Annotated in this window: 16 protein-coding genes; 3 read left to right on the top strand and 13 right to left on the bottom strand. The window is 62.6% G+C overall.

Annotated elements, in window-relative coordinates; all coding sequences use genetic code 11:
- Nucleotides 1-17 precede the first annotated feature (17 nt).
- The 8 genes from dapA to ABH945_RS04645 all read right to left on the bottom strand — a co-directional run bounded on the left by dapA (nucleotide 18) and on the right by ABH945_RS04645 (nucleotide 7,174).
- Nucleotides 18-935 carry a 4-hydroxy-tetrahydrodipicolinate synthase gene (dapA, locus tag ABH945_RS04680; RefSeq protein WP_074764364.1) on the bottom strand — a complete coding sequence of 306 codons (918 nt, stop codon included), beginning with the start codon at nucleotides 933-935 and terminating at the stop codon, nucleotides 18-20.
- 43 nt (nucleotides 936-978) lie between these two features.
- Nucleotides 979-1,581, bottom strand: a complete 603-nt coding sequence (locus ABH945_RS04675; RefSeq protein WP_429249861.1) for a class I SAM-dependent methyltransferase — start codon at nucleotides 1,579-1,581, stop codon at nucleotides 979-981.
- A gap of 20 nt (nucleotides 1,582-1,601) precedes the next feature.
- Nucleotides 1,602-2,804, bottom strand: a complete 1,203-nt coding sequence (locus tag ABH945_RS04670; RefSeq protein WP_074764368.1) for a tryptophan--tRNA ligase — start codon at nucleotides 2,802-2,804, stop codon at nucleotides 1,602-1,604.
- Between the two features lie 5 nt (nucleotides 2,805-2,809).
- On the bottom strand, nucleotides 2,810-3,472 hold the full coding sequence (locus ABH945_RS04665) for a site-2 protease family protein (protein ID WP_074764370.1): 663 nt from the start codon (nucleotides 3,470-3,472) through the stop codon (nucleotides 2,810-2,812).
- 47 nt (nucleotides 3,473-3,519) lie between these two features.
- Nucleotides 3,520-4,155, bottom strand: coding sequence for an L-threonylcarbamoyladenylate synthase (locus ABH945_RS04660; RefSeq protein WP_074764372.1), 636 nt, complete (start codon nucleotides 4,153-4,155; stop codon nucleotides 3,520-3,522).
- 203 nt (nucleotides 4,156-4,358) lie between these two features.
- Nucleotides 4,359-5,189 carry a 3',5'-nucleoside bisphosphate phosphatase gene (locus tag ABH945_RS04655; RefSeq protein WP_074764374.1) on the bottom strand — a complete coding sequence of 277 codons (831 nt, stop codon included), beginning with the start codon at nucleotides 5,187-5,189 and terminating at the stop codon, nucleotides 4,359-4,361.
- 110 nt (nucleotides 5,190-5,299) lie between these two features.
- Complete coding sequence (locus tag ABH945_RS04650) at nucleotides 5,300-6,184, bottom strand: alpha/beta fold hydrolase (protein WP_429249860.1); 885 nt, start codon at nucleotides 6,182-6,184, stop codon at nucleotides 5,300-5,302.
- A 96-nt stretch (nucleotides 6,185-6,280) separates the two neighbouring features.
- Nucleotides 6,281-7,174 (bottom strand): ferritin-like domain-containing protein, encoded by an 894-nt coding sequence (locus tag ABH945_RS04645; protein ID WP_429249859.1) that lies wholly within the window; start codon nucleotides 7,172-7,174, stop codon nucleotides 6,281-6,283.
- A 431-nt stretch (nucleotides 7,175-7,605) separates the two neighbouring features.
- On the opposite strand from ABH945_RS04645, the gene ABH945_RS04640 reads away from it, so the two are divergent.
- The 3 genes from ABH945_RS04640 (at nucleotide 7,606) to ABH945_RS04630 (ending at nucleotide 9,789) form a co-directional block, all read left to right on the top strand.
- On the top strand, nucleotides 7,606-8,130 hold the full coding sequence (locus ABH945_RS04640; RefSeq protein WP_074764380.1) for a gamma carbonic anhydrase family protein: 525 nt from the start codon (nucleotides 7,606-7,608) through the stop codon (nucleotides 8,128-8,130).
- A 62-nt stretch (nucleotides 8,131-8,192) separates the two neighbouring features.
- Nucleotides 8,193-9,143 carry an Hsp33 family molecular chaperone HslO gene (gene hslO / locus ABH945_RS04635; RefSeq protein ID WP_429249858.1) on the top strand — a complete coding sequence of 317 codons (951 nt, stop codon included), beginning with the start codon at nucleotides 8,193-8,195 and terminating at the stop codon, nucleotides 9,141-9,143.
- Between the two features lie 241 nt (nucleotides 9,144-9,384).
- Nucleotides 9,385-9,789, top strand: coding sequence for a hypothetical protein (locus tag ABH945_RS04630; RefSeq protein ID WP_429249857.1), 405 nt, complete (start codon nucleotides 9,385-9,387; stop codon nucleotides 9,787-9,789).
- Between the two features lie 148 nt (nucleotides 9,790-9,937).
- On the opposite strand, the gene ftsB is transcribed toward ABH945_RS04630, so the two are convergent.
- From ftsB to ABH945_RS04605, 5 genes are all read right to left on the bottom strand, one after another.
- Nucleotides 9,938-10,375, bottom strand: coding sequence for a cell division protein FtsB (ftsB, locus tag ABH945_RS04625; protein ID WP_074764386.1), 438 nt, complete (start codon nucleotides 10,373-10,375; stop codon nucleotides 9,938-9,940).
- Between the two features lie 107 nt (nucleotides 10,376-10,482).
- Complete coding sequence (gene eno, locus ABH945_RS04620; protein WP_429249856.1) at nucleotides 10,483-11,766, bottom strand: phosphopyruvate hydratase; 1,284 nt, start codon at nucleotides 11,764-11,766, stop codon at nucleotides 10,483-10,485.
- Nucleotides 11,767-11,990: 224 nt separating this feature from the next.
- Nucleotides 11,991-12,845, bottom strand: coding sequence for a 3-deoxy-8-phosphooctulonate synthase (gene kdsA, locus ABH945_RS04615; protein WP_074764390.1), 855 nt, complete (start codon nucleotides 12,843-12,845; stop codon nucleotides 11,991-11,993).
- The gene (locus ABH945_RS04610; protein WP_074766464.1) at nucleotides 12,842-14,515 is read right to left on the bottom strand and encodes a CTP synthase; all 1,674 of its coding nucleotides are present in this window, start codon (nucleotides 14,513-14,515) and stop codon (nucleotides 12,842-12,844) included. Before ABH945_RS04610 ends, kdsA begins: the two co-directional genes overlap by 4 nt.
- A gap of 311 nt (nucleotides 14,516-14,826) precedes the next feature.
- Nucleotides 14,827-15,630, bottom strand: coding sequence for an alpha/beta fold hydrolase (locus ABH945_RS04605; protein ID WP_429249855.1), 804 nt, complete (start codon nucleotides 15,628-15,630; stop codon nucleotides 14,827-14,829).
- Between the last annotated feature and the right edge of the window lie 55 nt (nucleotides 15,631-15,685).

The raw sequence follows: 15,685 nt of genomic DNA, 5'->3' as shown, positions 1-15,685 counted from the left end.
TGTCGCGGTGAATCCGCTTAACCCAGCAGACCCGCTTCGCGCAGCGCGCCGCGCACCACTTCGTGGTATTTCGCGTCGAGCGGCGTAAGCGGCAGGCGGATTCCGCCCTGCACACGACCCAGTTGCTGCAATGCCCATTTCGCCGGAATCGGGTTCGATTCAATGAACAGGTTCTTATGCAGCGACAGGAGTTTCAGATGAATCTCACGCGCGGTCTTTGCGTCTGCGGCAAGGGCGGCCTTGCACAGATCGCTCATCGCGCGCGGTGCGACGTTTGCGGTGACCGAGATATTGCCGTGGCCGCCGAGCAGCATCAGCGCGATCGCAGTGGGATCGTCGCCGCTGTAGATGCCGAAATGCGCTGGCGCCGACTTGATCAGATGCGCGGCGCGGTCGATGTTGCCCGTCGCTTCCTTCACGCCGACGATGCCCGGCACCTGCGCGCAACGCAGGATGGTTTCGTTGCTCATGTCGGCAACGGTGCGGCCCGGCACGTTGTACAGAATGACCGGCAGGTCGACCGTTTCGGCGATCTTCGCGAAATGGCGATAGATGCCTTCCTGGGTCGGCTTGTTGTAGTAAGGCACAACCTGCAGCGTCGCGTCTGCGCCGACGTCTTTCGCCTGCTGCGTGAGTTCGATGGCTTCGGTGGTGGAATTGCCGCCCGAGCCCGCGATCACCGGAATCCGGCCCGCTGTGTGCTCGACTGCGGTCTTGACCATCAGCACGTGTTCCTCGACCGACAGCGTGGCCGACTCGCCGCTCGTGCCGACCACGACCAGCGCGTTCGTGCCTTCGTCGATATGCCAGTCGATCAGTTTGCGGAATGCCGGCAGATCGAGGCTGCCGTCTTCGAGCATCGGGGTGATGATGGCAGGAATGCTGCCGCGAATCTGAACGCCGTCAGTGGTGCTGCTTTGGTTGCCGTTAGTCATGAAACGCCATGAATTTGATCAGGTAAACCGCGATTGTAGCGGATTAGCCAGCCAACTCGTAACAAGGCAAAGGGAGTGCCTGTAGAGGGTCGTCTGGGTGCTCCGCCTCCCGAATGGCGCAGATCCGCTGGACGTAGGCCGGGCGCGGCTGCGCGAGAAAACCATCCTGAAATGCGACCACCCGAAGCTGGCCGCGGACCCGGTCGAGAAGCTCGCCGGGAGCGAGTAAAAACGAGGGATTGGAAGGTTTGCCGACTCTTTCGTTTCCTTGCGCGAAGGTCTCGTAAACCAGTACGCCGCCGGGGGCGAGCGAGCGCAAAAGCCGAGGAAAGAGCGGGCGGTGCAAGTAGTTCGTCACGATGACCGCGGCGAAGCGGGTGTCGTCGGCGAGCGGCCATGCGGCGCCTTCGAGATCGGCGGCAAGCGTGGCGATGAGCGGCTCGTCGCGCAGCGTGTCGAGCGCAGCCGCGTCGCGGTCGAGCGCGGTCACCGGATGCCCGCGCGACGCGAAAAAGCGTGCATGCCGCCCCGCTCCCGACGCGACATCCAGCACCGCGCCGCCCGCCGCGACGAGATGCGCCCATTGGCGCACCCACGGCGAAGGCTCGCCCAATCCATGCATGGCGGCGGCAACAGTCGTATTCATTGCGGACACAGGACGCCGCCTCAGGTGTACGACAGGCCCATGGCCTCGCGGACGTCGCGCATCGTTTCCATCGCGAACCGGCGGGCCTTGTCGCAGCCGTCCGCGACGATCGCGCGTAAAAGCGACGGGTCGTCCATGTACTTCTGCGCGCGTTCAAGCATCGGCTGCTGTTCGCGCAGAATGCCCTCGATCACGGGCTGCTTGCAGTCGAGGCAACCAATGCCCGCCGTGCGGCAGCCCTTCTCGACCCATTCATGGGTCGCTTCGTTCGTATAGACCTGGTGAAGCTGCCAGACCGGGCACTTGTCCGGATCGCCCGGATCGGTGCGGCGCACGCGGGCCGGGTCAGTCGGCATGGTGCGCACCTTCTTCGTGATGGTTTCCGCGTCTTCGCGCAGGCCGATGGTATTGCCGTACGACTTCGACATTTTCTGGCCGTCGAGGCCTGGCATGCGCGACGCCTGCGTCAGCATCGCCTGCGGCTCGACCAGAATGATTTTGCGCGAGCCTTCGAGGTAGCCGAACAGACGCTCGCGGTCGTTCATCGACAGGCTCTGCGATTCCTGCAACATCGCGCGCGCCTGCTCGAGCGCTTCGTCGTCGCCTTCCTGCTGATAGGCGTTGCGCAGTTCGTGGTAAAGCTTCGAGCGCTTGCCGCCGAGCTTCTTTGCGGCGTCGTTCGCTTTCTGTTCGAAGCCTGGTTCCCGGCCGTACAGATAGTTGAAACGGCGTGCGATTTCACGCGTCATTTCGACGTGCGGCACCTGATCTTCGCCGACCGGCACGAGCGAGCCGCGATACAGCAGAATGTCCGCCGCCATCAGCACCGGATAGCCGAGAAAACCGTACGTGGACAGGTCCTTGTCCTTCAGCTTTTCCTGCTGCTCCTTGTAGGTCGGCACGCGTTCGAGCCAGCCGAGCGGCGTACTCATGCCGAGCAGCAGCGCCAGTTCCGCGTGCTCAGGCACCTTGCTCTGGATGAACAGCGTTGCCTGCGCCGGATCGATGCCCGACGCGAGCCAGTCGATCAGCACGTCCCACACGTTCTTTTCGATCAATTCGGGCGTTTCATAGTGCGTCGTCAGTGCGTGCCAGTCGACCACACAGAAAAAACACGGATATTCCGACTGCAAACGCACCCAGTTCTTCAGCACGCCGTGATAGTGGCCGAGGTGCAGCGAGCCGGTAGGCCGCATGCCGGAAACGATACGATCAGGGAACATGATTGTCAGAAAAGCGAAACGAGAGGAGTCAGCACGGCAGTAATCGCGCCGTAGCCGAGCGTCACGAGCGGATTGAGCCAATAGCGCGTCAGCGTCCCCGTCATGACCAGCGCCATCACGATGAAAAAGCCGTATGGCTCGAGACGCGACAGCGCGATCGACTGCTTCGGCGGCAACAGCGCCATCAGCACGCGGCCGCCGTCGAGCGGCGGCAGTGGAAACAGGTTCAGCACGCCGAGCACGAGGTTCACACCCACGCCTGCCGCAGCCATTCGCGTGAAAAACGGTTCCTCGACGCCGAGTACCGCAAGCGCCACGCCGAACACACCCCAGATCAGCGCCTGAATGAAATTACACGCAGGACCGGCGGCAGCGACCCACAAGCTGCCCCAACGCGGATTGCGAAGATTGCCGAACGCAACCGGCACCGGCTTCGCGTAACCGAACATGAACGCGCCGCTGGTCGCGAAGTACAACAGCAGCGGAATGGCGATCGTGCCGAGCGGGTCGATGTGCCGCATCGGATTAATCGACACGCGGCCGAGCACATAAGCGGTGTTGTCGCCCAGCCAGCGCGCGACATAGCCATGAGCGGCTTCGTGCAACGTGATCGCGAAAATCACCGGCAGCGCGTACACCGCAATGGTTTGTATAAGGGAAGAATCCATAGCTCACTATTGTAACAACGCGGTTGCGGGCGTCTGTCCGCTTCCGCTCATGCCGTCTCTTCGAGACCAAAGGGCGCGAGAGAACCGCGCCCTGCCCGCACCAGCACCGGCTCCGCGCCGGTCAGATCGATCACGGTGGACGGTTCGCACACACAGGCACCGCCGTCGATCACCAGATCCAGTTGCTTCTCCAGCCGCTCGCGAATCTCTTCGGGGTCGTTCAGCGGTTGCGTTTCGCCCGGCATGATCAGCGTGGAGCCGAGCAGCGGCTGACCCAGTTCCTCGAGAATCGCCAGCGTGATCGCGTGATCCGGCACCCGCAGGCCGATGGTCTTGCGCGACGGATGCGACAGGCGCCGCGGCACTTCCTTGGTGGCCTGCAGCACGAACACATAGGGCCCCGGTGTCACCGATTTGATCAGCCGGTATTGCCGGTTATCCACCATCGCGAAGTTCGACAGTTCGGACAGATCGCGCACCAGCAGCGACAGCAGTTGCTTTTCGTCGAGCCCGCGAATGCGCCGCAGACGCTCCACCGCGTCCTTGTCGTCGAGCTGACAGGCTAGCGCATAGCTCGAATCGGTCGGCAGCGCGACCACGCCCCCGTCCTTGATGATCTGCACCGCCTGCTTGACGAGGCGCGGCTGCGGGTTGTCAGGGTGAAGCCGAAAGTATTGGGACATGATGTCTAACAATGGCTACAGATGAACGGCGACGGAACAACGAAACGCGTTGCGATACTTGCGATATGCAACGGAGCGGAAGACCGGACGAAAAGTCCGATCGCGAGGAAACGAGAAATCAGAGGTGCAGCAGGACGAAAAACCGCACGCGGCGTGCCCGGACGGCTCTCGCGCGCAACGTGCCGGCGTGGCACGGCGCGCGATCACAGCCAGCGTTCCCAGACGGGCTTGAGATCGGAAGGCAGCGGCGGCAGCGTGCCGAGGTCGACGCGGCCTTCGCCGGGTGCGTGGAAATCGGAGCCGCGCGACGCTTCGAAACCGAAGCGGCGCGCGACGTCCGCGTATTCGCGGTACTGATCGGGCGTGTGGCTGCCTGTGACGACTTCGATCGCCTTGCCGCCGAGATCGATGAATTCGGCGAAAAATGCATCGAATTCGACCGGCGAGTATGCGTAACGGCCCGGGTGCGCGACGATCGCTTCGCCGCCCGACTGCTGGATCCAGCCGACCGCATCGGCCAGTTTGGACCAGCGGTGCGCGATAAAACCGGGTTTGCCGTCGCCGAGATAGCGGTTGAACACATCTTGCGTGGAACTGCAGTGACCGCTTTCGACCATGAAGCGCGCGAAATGCGTACGCGAAATCATGTCGGGATTCGACACGTATTGGAGTGCGCCTTCGTAGGCGCCGGGGATGCCGAGCGTGGCCAGCTGCTCGCCGATCGCTTCGGCGCGCGCCGCGCGGCCGTCGCGTGTGCGAGCGAGGCCGTCGATCAGGATCGGGTTGGTCGGGTCGATGCCCAGACCGACGATGTGCACCGTACGCGAAGCCCACGTCACCGAAATTTCGACGCCGCTCAGGTAGCGCATGCCGAGTTCCTCGGCAGTGCGGCGCGCTTCGAGCTGGCCGCCCACTTCATCGTGATCGGTCAATGCCCAAAGGGTCACGCCGCCCGCATGTGCGCGGCGTGCGACGTCGGCGGGAGAAAACTGGCCGTCGGAAACAGTGGAATGGCAGTGCAGGTCGGCGTTCATCGTGGTCGCAAAAAGGTTCTGTACTCATTTTACTGCAACGCAGTAAGCGACCCCAGAGCTATCTCGCGTCCATGTCCGGCGAAGCGCGCCGTTTCCGGTAGGCCGAACACTCACGCGCAAAACCCTTCGATCAGCGCTGCGATCTGCTCGGGCTGGTCGTGATGCACCATATGTCCTGCTTCGTCGATGATCTTCTCGCGCCAGTTCGGGAACGCCTCGAAACGCGCCTTGAACCCGGTCAACGGAATTTCGCCTGCGATAGCCGCGAGCGTCGGCGAACTAGCGGCTTCCACATGCAGCACTTTCGCGCTCACCTTGCTCCACACGGCCATCACCTCGTCCAGACGATACAGCGTCGGTCCACGCACCTTGTGGGCCGGATCGGCCAGCAGCATGTAGCGCCCTTCGCCGTCGGGCTTCGACCAGTGCTGCGCGAGAAACTGCGCACGCTGCGGAGCGAGGCGCGGATTGGTCTTGATCAGACGCGCGGCGACCGCTTCGAGCGACGCGTAGCGCTTCAACTGCGGCGGGTCGCGCAATTCGTCGAGCCATGTGAGCAGGCGCCTGGGCGCTTGAGCCGCGTGGGCCGGGGCGAGACCAAATCCTTCCAGATCGACCACCCGGCGCACCCGTTCGGGCCGCACGCCCGCGTACAGACAGGCGATGTTCGCGCCCATGCTATGCCCGACCAGATTCACCTGGCCGCCCGGCGCGTAGTGATCAAGTAGCACGTCGAGATCGGCCAGATAGTCCTGCATCCAGTAATTGCCGCCGCCCCGCTCGGCCACCGGCCAGTCCGACAAACCGAACCCGCGCATGTCCGGCGCGATGATCTGCCAGTCGCCGCCGAGCGAATCGACGACAAACTGGAACGACGCCGAGACGTCCATCCAGCCGTGCAGCATGAACAGCGCGGGCGCATCCGGATTGCCCCAACGCCGCACATGCAGACGGATGCCGCGCACGGCGATGAAGTCAGATTGGGAAGTGTTCATGAACGCGCGCCCCGAAAAAAAGAATGGTCGTTCGATTATAACGAGATAGCCGGACGATGCGAGGGGCCGGATCGTGGAATCAGGTCTCGGCCGGCTTCAGTCGCTGCGGGCCGGCGGGACCGCTTGCTGGAGATCGAGACCGGCCAGCGCAGCCAGTTCGGCCTCGTCGAAACCGGCGTCACGGCGCGCTTCGAAATTGAACGGCCCGCGCAATTTCGGCGCGTGATACTGATCGGCGAGACGGGTGTAGGTCGTGTGCGGATCGAGGCCGTCCTTGTTGCATAGGTGACGAAACCAGTGGTTGCCGATCAGCACGTGGCCGATCTCGTCGCGCAAGATTACGTCGAGAATCGCTGCGGACGCGTGGTCGCCGGCCTGTTGCAGTCGCGCGCGGATCGGCGGCGAGGCGTCGAGTCCGCGCGCTTCGAGCGTGCGCGGCACCAGCGCCATACGCGCCAGCACGTCGCCGCGGGTGCGCTCGCACATGTCCCACAGGCCGTCGTGAGCTGGGAAATCGCCGTATGCGTGGCCGTATTCCGCGAGCCGGGCGGTGAGCAGCGAGAAGTGATACGCCTCTTCGGCCGCGACTTTGAGCCAGTCGGCGTAGAACGCGGCAGGCATCGCGGGAAAGCGCCAGACGGCGTCGAGCGCAAGGTTGATCGCGTTGAATTCGATGTGCGCGAGCGCGTGCAGCAGCACCGCGCGGCCTTCGGGCGATTGCATGCCGCGCCGCTTTAACAGACGCGGATCGACCAGTTCCGGTTGCGCAGGACGGCCCGGCAGGTTGGGCGGCTCGTCGAGTTCGGCGTCGGCGGAACAGGTCATCTGCGCGTCGAGCACGGCGGCGTAGAGCGAGCGGGCTGCCGCCGCTTTGGTCACTGGATCGCTCTCGCGCAACGCGGCAAGCGCGGCAGTTCGCGCGCAGCCGGGGGAGCTGCGGTTGGCGGCGACAGGGGCGGCAGACAGGTTGGACGAAGCGGCGAACGTCATGGCAAGCGGGCTGGTAATGGCAGCGATGCTGGGAACGGGTTTCAGGTAGGACAGGAGTGAGCGGGAGCAGGCGCGGCAAAGGAGCGAGCCGCAGGCGCCGCAAAGTGCGCAACGGTGCTCAGTTCGGCGATACGCTTGCACCCGCCCATTCGCTCAGCGGCCACCGCCCGATTGCAACCCGCCCGCCCCTCGCAGAACGGTGCTCGCGCTGCACGCGCCTCGATAGCAGGCAGGAGATCAAACCCGCACCAACCGCCGCTACACCAGGAGCCCCAACCACACAACCGTTTACAATACCCGATTCGACCATCCGGCGCGCCGATCGCGCCGGCCAGGCGGCACATCCCGCGGCAACCCCGGCCACGCGTCATCTGCCGGGCCATTTCCCGCCCCATTTCAGCGTCAGCAGCGACTGATCAAGAGGAGACATTGTGACGATTTACAAGCTTGGCGAAGCCGCCCCGACCATTCACGAGAGCGTGTTCATCGCGGATACGGCGACTATCATCGGCAATGTGACGATCGAGGAAAACGCGAGCGTCTGGTTCGGCGCGACGATTCGCGGCGACAACGAGGCGATCACCGTCGGCGCGGGCAGCAACGTGCAGGAAAGCGCCGTGCTGCACACCGACCCCGGTTTTCCTCTGACGATCGAGCCGAACGTGACGATTGGCCACCAGGTCATGCTGCACGGCTGCACGATCAAGGAAGGTTCACTGGTCGGAATTCAGGCCGTGGTCTTGAATGGAGCGGTAATCGGCCGCAACTGTCTGGTCGGAGCGGGCGCCATCGTCACTGAAGGCAAGGTGTTTCCCGACAATTCGCTGATTCTCGGCGCGCCCGCCAAAGTGGTGCGCGAGTTGACCGAGACGGATATCGCCAATATGCAGCGCGGCACGGCAAGTTATGCCGAGCGCCGCGAATATTTCAAGGCGCAGCTCGTACGCATCGGCTAACCGCCGACGCGCGGAGCGCGCAAGGCGCGGCATCAGCCGCGTCATTCCACCGAGGAAAAGTTGTGAGCGACCAGTTGCAAAAATTCATGTTCAGCGCGGCGCCAGTGCGCGGCGAGATCGTTTCGCTGCGCAATACGTGGCAGGAAGTGCTGACGCGCCGCGATTATCCGGCGCCTGTGCGGACGATTCTGGGCGAAATGATGGCCGCGTGCGCACTGCTGTCGGCGAATCTCAAGTTCGACGGCACGCTCGTCATGCAGATTTTCGGCGACGGCCCGGTCAAGATGCTGGTGGTCCAGTGCAGCTCCGATCTGTCGATGCGCGCCACCGCCAAGCTTTCCGGCGACACGGCCAATACTATCGGCGACACGGCTTCGATGATCGAATTGCTGAACGCGAGCGGTCACGGCCGCTGCGTGATCACGCTTGATCCGGCCGATAAGCATCCGGGCCAACAGCCGTATCAAAGTATCGTGCCGCTGTCGGGCGTGGACGGCCCGCTCAACTCGATGGCCGAAGTGCTCGAGCACTACATGCACCACTCCGAACAGCTCGACACGCGCCTGTGGCTCGCGGCGAACACCGAGCGCGCGGTCGGCATGCTGCTGCAGAAGCTGCCGGGCGACGGCGGCATCGTCCCGCATCCGGGCGAGCTGGACGCGGATACGTGGGAGCGCGTTTGCACGCTGGGCGGCACGCTGTCGCAGGACGAACTGTTGAAGGAAGAGCCGGAGACGGTTTTCCGGCGCCTTTTCTGGCAGGAAAACGTCCAGCATTTCGAGCCGGCCACGGCGCGCTTCGAATGCACGTGTTCGCGTGAGAAAGTCGGTGGAATGCTGAAGATGCTGGGCCGCGAAGAAGTGGACGGCGTGATCGAAGAACGCGGACATGTGGAAATTCATTGCGAGTTCTGCAATCAGCGGTACGAATTCGATCCGGTCGACGTGGCGCAACTTTTCGTCGCCGACGCACTCTCACAGGGTGTGACGCCCGCTACTGATCAACGGCATTGAGACGACCGGTGAAGCGGGTTTCAGGCTCGCCGATCTGGATCGGATCGTAGTCGTTTCACGGCGATTGTTATCGCGCCGCCCATGGTCACTTTGTGACTCGGGCGGCGCGAATTGCTTCAGCATTACCTGTCGCTGGTTCCGTTTGCTTGCGTGTGGTTTCGTCTGGTTGCGTTGATTCCTGGCGGCGGACGTTGTGCATTTTTACTTAGGCATCCGACCGACTGATTGCTGGAGATCGAACATGATCCGCACTGTTTCGTCGACCCGCTATGCCCTTCCCCTTCGCCACAAGCGCTTCTTTTCAATTCTCGTCGTAGTTGCGGGCACCGCCGCGCTAGCCGGCTGCGCGATCGATCCGCCAGGGCCATCGCCGATCCTGAGCCGTTTGCCGGCCGATCAGACCGACACCGTCAACACCACCACCGCGCCGCCACTCACGCAGCAAGAACGCGCACGCTATGACGCGATCGACCGGCAGGTGCTGTTCGAACAGGATCAGGCGATTGCCGCCGAAAATGCCGCTCAGGCCTGGTCGCGTTATTACTCGCCACCGGTCAACGTCTGGGGAGGTTATTCCAGCGGCGGTTGGGGACGCGGCTGGGGCTCCGGGATTGGCGTGGGTTTTGGACCAAACTGGGGTTGGTAGAACAAAGCGTGGGGCGTATCGCGCGGTAGCGCACTCAACCTGAAGGGCCAAAAGAAAAAGGAGCGGTTCATTGCTGAACCGCTCCTTTTTTCGTCCCCCGTATCTTGCCGGCCTGGTGTAGCTAACGCGCTACACCAACACGCAACGTTCAATGCGTACCAGCGGCCTTCTTGTCCTTCGCCGCCTTGCCGCCGTGCTTGCGATCCGGCTTCGCGCGCGACTCCGGATTCGGCACCACGTGTAACGGCGCCGCCGACACTTCACCCCGCGTCGAGGTTGTCACCGAAGGCGTGTTCGCAGTCGGCAACGGCGCGTTCGGCGACACGAATTGCACGAACACTTCGCCATCCTTGACCATGCCCATTTCGTAGCGTGCCCGCTCTTCGACAGCGGCCGTGCCGTTCTGCAGATCCTGCACTTCGCCCTGAATACGCTCGTTGCGCAGCTTCGAATCGTTGTTCTTCTGCAGTTGCTGCGCCAGTTGCTGCTGCAACTCGTGCACGCGCAACCAGCCCCCATGGCCCCACCAGAGCGGGTACTGGATCAGCGCCAGCAGAACGATCAGGACAGCAGTGACGAGCCGCATGAAGTAAGCACAATAAATACGCGCCGCCCTGCGCTATACGCAGGGCGGCGAGGTCAATCAGAAACGGGGGATAACCGGCTCATCGGTTAACGTAGACATCAGCCAACTTAGCGCAGGTTGTAGAACGCCGACTTGCCCGGATAGCTGGCGATATCACCGAGATCTTCTTCGATACGCAGCAACTGGTTGTACTTCGAGATGCGGTCCGAACGCGACAGCGAACCCGTCTTGATCTGACCGGCATTCAGGCCGACCGCGATATCAGCGATCGTCGAATCTTCGGTTTCGCCCGAACGGTGCGAGATCACAGCCGTGTAGCCTGCGCGCTTCGCCATTTCGATTGCCGCGAAGGTTTCCGTCAGCGTGCCGATCTGGTTGATCTTGATCAGGATCGAGTTGGCGATGCCCTTGTCGATGCCTTCCTTCAGGATGCGCGTGTTGGTCACGAACAGGTCGTCGCCGACCAGCTGGACCTTCTTGCCGAGCTTGTCGGTCAGCGTCTTCCAGCCTGCCCAGTCGCTTTCGTGCATGCCGTCTTCGATCGACACGATCGGGAACTTGTCGGCCAGGTTTGCGAGGTAATCCGCAAATTCCGTCGACGACAGTTGCAGGCCTTCGCCAGCCAGCTGGTACTTGCCGTCGTGGTAGAACTCGCTCGCTGCGCAGTCGAGTGCGAGCAGAACGTCTTCACCGGCGCGGTAGCCTGCTTTCTCGGTAGCTTGCAGGATGGTCGACAGGCACTCGTCGTTGCTGCCGAAGTTCGGTGCGAAACCGCCTTCGTCGCCCACTGCCGTGCTCATGCCGCGGTCCGACAGGATCTTCTTCAGCGCGTGGAACACTTCGGCGCCGCAGCGCAGTGCTTCGCGGAAAGTCGGCTGGCTGACCGGAACGATCATGAATTCCTGGATGTCCAGGCTGTTGTTCGCGTGCGCGCCACCGTTGACGATGTTCATCATCGGGACCGGCAGTTGCATTGCGCCCGAGCCGCCGAAGTAGCGGTACAGCGGCAGGCCGGCTTCTTCAGCGGCGGCCTTCGCGACGGCCATCGATACAGCCAGCATCGCGTTTGCGCCGAGGCGCGACTTGTTGTCGGTGCCGTCGAGTTCCAGCAGCGTCTTGTCGAGGAAGGCCTGCTCGGAAGCGTCGAGGCCCATGATCGCTTCGGAGATTTCAGTGTTGATGTGCTCAACGGCCTTCAGCACGCCCTTGCCGCCGTAACGGCCGGTTTCGCCGTCGCGCAGTTCGATGGCTTCACGCGAGCCGGTCGATGCACCCGACGGCACCGCAGCGCGGCCCATCGTGCCCGACTCGAGCAGCACGTCGCATTCGACGGTGGGGTTGCCTCGCGAATCGAGAATCTCTCGACCGATGATATCTACGATAGCACTCATGGTTTCCTCAAGAAATGACGTTGAATTCTTTACTGTGACACTGTATCTCGCGTGTCGATCGGGGTTCGCGCGTTAGCGCTGATTCCAATCTCAAGCAGAGCGCCGGTCTCCCCGACGAACCACTCGCGCGCCGATACGTTCGACGACCATTGCGTTACTTTCGCCGCGCGTCGACGACTGCGCCCATTATGCAAGCGAGTCGTGACACGCGGAAAACGTATGAATCAGTTGAAATCGCTTTCGAGGAACGGCGCGCGCTTGACGGCCTGATCGAGCGTTACCAGCGTCTCGAGCAGGTCGGCCATGCGGTTCAGCGGCACGGCATTCGGGCCGTCCGACTTGGCCTGCGCCGGATTCGGGTGCGTTTCCATGAAGAGGCCGGAGACGCCCACTGCCACCGCGGCACGCGCCAGCACCGGCACGAATTCGCGTTGACCACCCGAGCTTGTGCCCTGACCGCCCGGCAACTGCACCGAGTGAGTCGCGTCGAACACGACCGGCGCGCTGGTTTCGCGCATGATCGCGAGCGAACGCATGTCCGACACGAGGTTGTTATAGCCGAACGACACGCCGCGCTCACACGCCATGAAGCGGTCTTCCGACAGACCGGCTTCACGCGCTGCGTCACGCGCCTTGTCGATCACGTTCTTCATGTCGTGCGGTGCGAGAAACTGGCCTTTCTTGATATTGACCGGTTTGCCCGAACGCGCACAAGCGTGAATGAAGTCCGTTTGACGGCACAGGAAAGCAGGCGTTTGCAGGACATCGACCACCGACGCAACCTGCTCGATTTCGTGTTCGGCGTGAACGTCGGTCAGTACTGGCAGACCGAGCTGACGCTTCACTTCCGACAGGATGCGCAAACCTTCGTCCATGCCCAGACCGCGGAACGACTTGCCGCTGCTGCGGTTAGCCTTGTCGTACGACGATTTGTAGATGAACGGAATGTTCAGCTTCGCGCAGATTTCCTTCAGCCGGCCCGCCACGTCGATCGTCATCTGTTCGGATTCGACGACACAGGTGCCGGCGATCAGGAAAAACGGCTTGTCGAGCCCGATTTCGAAATCGCCCAGTTTCATGCTTTCTCCCCAACTGCGTTCGTTGCACCCGCCTGATGATGCGCGAGCGCCGCTTCGACGAACGACTTGAACAGCGGATGACCGTCACGCGGCGTGGACGTGAATTCCGGGTGGAACTGCACGCCGACGAACCACGGGTGCATGCTGCGCGGCAATTCCATCATTTCCGGCAGATCTTCACTCGGGGTACGCGCGCTGATGATAAGGCCACCGGCTTCGAGCTGGGGCACGAAGCGGTTATTGACTTCATAACGGTGACGATGACGCTCGTTCACGTCCTTGCCGTAGATCTCTTCGGCCATCGTGCCGGGCTTGATCGGGCAACGTTGCGAACCGAGGCGCATCGTGCCGCCCAGATCCGATTCTTCGGTACGCTTCTCGACCTTGCCTTCACGGTCGTACCACTCGGTGATCAGTGCGACCACGCGGTTTTCGGTTTCCTGATCGAACTCGGTGCTGTTCGCGTTTTTCAGGCCGACCACGTCGCGGGCGAATTCGATCACGGCGAGCTGCATGCCGAGGCAGATGCCGAGGTACGGCACCTTCGCTTCGCGCGCATAGCGGATCGCGGCGATCTTGCCTTCGGTGCCGCGACGGCCGAAGCCACCCGGAACCAGCACGGCGTCAAGATGCTTGAGGCTGTCGACGCCTTGCGTTTCGACCTCTTCCGAATCGATGTACTCGATGTTGACTTTCGTCGCCGTGTGCATCGACGCATGGCGCAGCGCTTCGATCAGCGACTTGTACGACTCGGTCAGATCGACATATTTGCCGACCATGCCGATCGTGACTTCGTGCTTCGGATGCTGAAGCTTCTCGACCAGATCGGACCACATGGACAGATCGGCCGGCTGCGGCGAGAGCTTGAGCTCTTCGCAGATGATCGCGTCCAGACCCTGGTCGTGCAGCATCTGCGGAATCTTGTAGATGCTGTCTGCGTCCCACACCGAAATCACGGCGTCTTCGGGCACGTTCGAGAACATGGAGATTTTTGCGCGCTCGTCGTCCGGGATGCGACGGTCGGCACGGCACAGCAGCACGTGCGGCGAGATGCCGATTTCACGCAGCTTCTGCACGCTGTGTTGCGTAGGCTTGGTCTTCAGTTCGCCGGCCGTGGCGACCCATGGCACCAGCGTGAGATGCACGAAGCACGCGCTGTTGCGGCCCATGCGCAGGCTCATCTGACGTGCGGCCTCGAGGAACGGCAGCGACTCGATGTCGCCCACCGTACCGCCCACTTCGACGATGGCGACATCCGGCTCGCCGCACGTAGCCGAAGCTGCGCCGCGTTCGATAAACGCCTGGATTTCGTTCGTGATGTGCGGGATGACCTGCACCGTCTTGCCGAGATAATCGCCCCGGCGTTCCTTGCGGATTACCGATTCGTAAATCTGGCCAGTGGTGAAGTTGTTGGCCTTGCGCATCTTCGTGCTGATGAAGCGCTCATAGTGGCCAAGGTCGAGGTCAGTCTCTGCTCCGTCTTCCGTGACGAACACTTCGCCGTGCTGAAACGGGCTCATCGTGCCGGGGTCGACGTTGATGTACGGATCGAGCTTGAGGAGGGTGACTTTAAGACCGCGCGATTCGAGGATCGCGGCGAGGGAAGCGGCGGCAATACCCTTGCCGAGGGAAGATACTACGCCGCCGGTGACGAAAACATATTTGGTCATCGCTGGATGCTCGCGGGAAAAACGGATTATACCGTAAAGCAGGGCCCCAACCCAGCAAAATCCGAGCGACATCTGCACGCACGTGTGCCACGGCGGCGGCGATTGCCGTGCGCCGATCATGTACCGTTTTTTGCGGCGCGGTCTGACGATGCGCGCGCAAGGTGGCGGCGGGTGCTTCCGGTCGCCGGGAAGCGGAGGCGGCCCGTTTATGCAACGCAAGACTTTTGCCGCGCGTTTTGGCGAGCGCCCGCGGAAGCATCATCGCGCCGCCGTATTTCTTCGCTGCTTTACTGCCGGTCTACCCTACCGCGTCAACCCCGCTGCTCCAGTTCGCGCAACATGCGCTGCACTGCGCGCGCGGTTTCGATCGGTTTTTCCATCGGATAAAGATGGCTGCCTTCGATCCACTCCAGATGTCCGCCGGTCACGCGGCGGGTTGCATCCAGCCCGGCCTGGCGAATTTCCTTCGAGCGCGTGCCGGCGATAAACCCGACCGGCACCGCCGCGCCGCGAGCCAGTCGCGAGCCGAGCGTATGCGGCAAGGTTTTATATATCTGATATTCGGTGCGGCGGTCGAAGGCGAGCGAACGCGAGCCGTCGGCCGAAGTCTGCGGAATACCGAAGTCGATGTAGTCGGACAGCATGCGCTCGTCCCAGCGCGCAAACGCGGGCTTCGAATGAAAATGCCGCCACGTTTCGTCGCGGCTCGCCCAATGAGTGCGTCGCGTGCGGGTGGCGGCTGCGGGCGAGAGGCGCTCGTCGAGGCCGGTCCATTGCGACACGCGCAGCATGCTGCTCCGCCAGCCGGCGATAACTGGCGAATCCAGCATCACCACGCCCCGGACCCATTGCGGCTTCTTGAGCGCGGCCATCAACGACAGATAGCCGCCTAGCGAATGCCCCACCAGCCAAACCGGCTGTTCATACGCACGGCCAATATCGTCGAGCAACTGTTCGACCAGATGCGGCCAGTCCTGGGTCACCGGGAAGCGCGCGTCGTGGCCGATGCGCTCGATCGCGCGCAGTTCGTAGTCGTCGGACAATTCGGCAAAGATCGTCCGGTAGGTCGACGCCGGGAAACCGTTCGCGTGCGAGAAATGAATGACGTTTTTCAACTGCGGCTATCTCCGTTCTGTTTGTGTTTTTTAGTGCCGGGCCGGGGCTGCGGGT

Origin of the sequence: Paraburkholderia sp. GAS333 (genome assembly GCF_050435665.1) — a bacterium.
GTDB classification, from domain to species: domain Bacteria; phylum Pseudomonadota; class Gammaproteobacteria; order Burkholderiales; family Burkholderiaceae; genus Paraburkholderia; species Paraburkholderia fungorum_A.
The sequence above is the reverse complement of the archived record's forward strand: the minus strand, read 5'-3'. Positions and strand labels throughout refer to the sequence as shown.